Below are 1,902 nucleotides of genomic sequence, written 5' to 3' on the forward strand. Positions count from 1 at the left end.
GTGGAATTCGTTGAGCTTCGGCTTCGGATCGAACGTGTCGACGTGAGACGGTCCGCCGTTGCAGAAGACGTGAATGATGTGCTTCGCCTTCCCCGTGAAGTGGGGTTGATGCGGTAGCATCGGCGACACCGTCGCTGCGGCTTCGGCAGATGGTGCGAGCCCGTACGCGTCGGCCAGCGCTCCCGCCAGCGCGAGCGATCCGATCCCGGTTCCCGACCGCCGCAACCATTCGCGCCGTGTGCCAGGCATCTGCAGCGCTTGTATCAGATTCATTTCCATCCCTCACTCAATCCACGACACACCACAGCGCAACTCGTTCCCACGCTCCGCGTGGGAATGCCTGCCGCGACGCTCTGCGTCGTCTTCTGTCTTATTTCATCTCACGCGACGCAGAGCGTCGCCCCCGTGCGTTCCCACGCGGAGCATGGGAACGAGTTCAATCCACAAACAAAAACTCGTTGGTCAGCAACAGCACCTGGGCGAACCGTTCCCACGGGCTGAACTTGCCTTCGTCCATCGGTTGCGTGACATAGTTCCGGGCGAGTTCGCGTTCTTCCGTACTTGGGTTTCGGCCGAGCACCCGTCGATACAAATCGAGAATCCGTTCCGATGGATCGGTTTGCCCGGTGGTGTCGGCGGCGAGTTGCCGGGCCTGTTCGCGGACCAGCGGGGCATTCAGTGCGAACAACGTCTGCTGCGGCACCGAAGTCTGCGGCCGTTCGGGATCGCTCGCATCCGGATTGGCAAAATCGAACGACCGGAACACATTCGGCAGATCGTTGCGGTTGACGAAACCATACACCGTCCGGCGGCGGCTGTTTGCATCGGTGATGTTGTCAAACGGACGGCCATACATCGCGTCATCGAATCGGCCCGACGCAACGAGCCAGGAATCGCGCATCGCTTCCAGATCGAGCCGCTGCCGGGGCATTCGCCACAGCAGACGATTTTCGGGATCGACCGCCCGCGCGGCGGGGTTGTCGTCGCCCGCCTGCTGATACACCGCGGACAACAGGATTTCGCGATGCAGCGTTTTCAGCGACCACCCGGAGGCAATCAGTTTCTGCGACAACGCATCGAGCAATTCCGGATGCGTGGGCGCTTCGCCGCGGATACCGAAATCGCCGTGAGAGCGGACGAGCCCTTTACCGAAATGGTGTTGCCAGACGCGGTTGACGATCACCCGCGCGGTAAGCGGGTTCTCTTTGGCGACAATCGCTTCGGCGAGGTCCAACCGACCGCTGCCGCGTGGGAACGGTTTGCGGTCCGGTCCCGCGGCGACGGCAAGAAACTGCCGCGGCACCTGCGGACCGGGACGTCCCGGGTTGCCACGGATGAAGATGTGCGGTTGCGCGGGCTGAGCGTTGTCGTTCATCACCATGGCCCGCGGCGGCGCTCCGGCCGAGGTGGCTTTCAGACTTTCGATCTGCTTCGCGAGATCCCGCTGCTTGTTGCGGACATCGCGGCCGTAAACCTTCTTCGCTTCGTCCGTCGTCAACGTCGGCGGAGTCCCGGCGGCGTACAGCACCTGCCGCAGTTCTTCATCGACCGGGTCCGGCAGGGCGGTCGCCTCGGCATGAGCCGCCTTGTGGGCGAGCCATTCACGATTGATGTCGGCGAGCAATCGTCCATACACCCCCGCGACATCCACCAGCGCCGTCGGTGGTTCTTCAAGAAATGCCTGCCGGACACGGCGATTGATGCGGTCGGCACCGTCTTCAAATCGGCCCGGTTGTGCTGCCTGATTAAGCCATTCGGTCATTGCCGGCGTGAAGTCGTTCGCCGCGGCTTTGGTGACGTGATGCCAAGGGGCGAAGACCGGGTCGGGTTGCTTGGCCCGTTCTTTGAGGAAGTCCTGCCAGCGCTTCACCACACCCGGCCGCGGGTCCCCGTTGACGAACG

General features: G+C 62.9%; 2 protein-coding genes. Both read right to left on the minus strand.

The window, feature by feature from the left end; all coding sequences use genetic code 11:
- Window positions 1-273, minus strand: a 273-nt coding sequence (locus tag AC5590_RS27700) for a DUF1501 domain-containing protein (protein WP_211178814.1), incomplete at its 3' end; no start/stop codon positions are given.
- 163 nt (window positions 274-436) lie between these two features.
- On the minus strand, window positions 437-1,902 hold a 1,466-nt coding region (locus tag AC5590_RS27705; protein ID WP_211178815.1), incomplete at its 5' end, for a DUF1553 domain-containing protein.

Source organism: Brasilonema octagenarum UFV-OR1 (genome assembly GCF_963888615.1).
GTDB lineage: Bacteria > Cyanobacteriota > Cyanobacteriia > Cyanobacteriales > Nostocaceae > Brasilonema > Brasilonema sennae.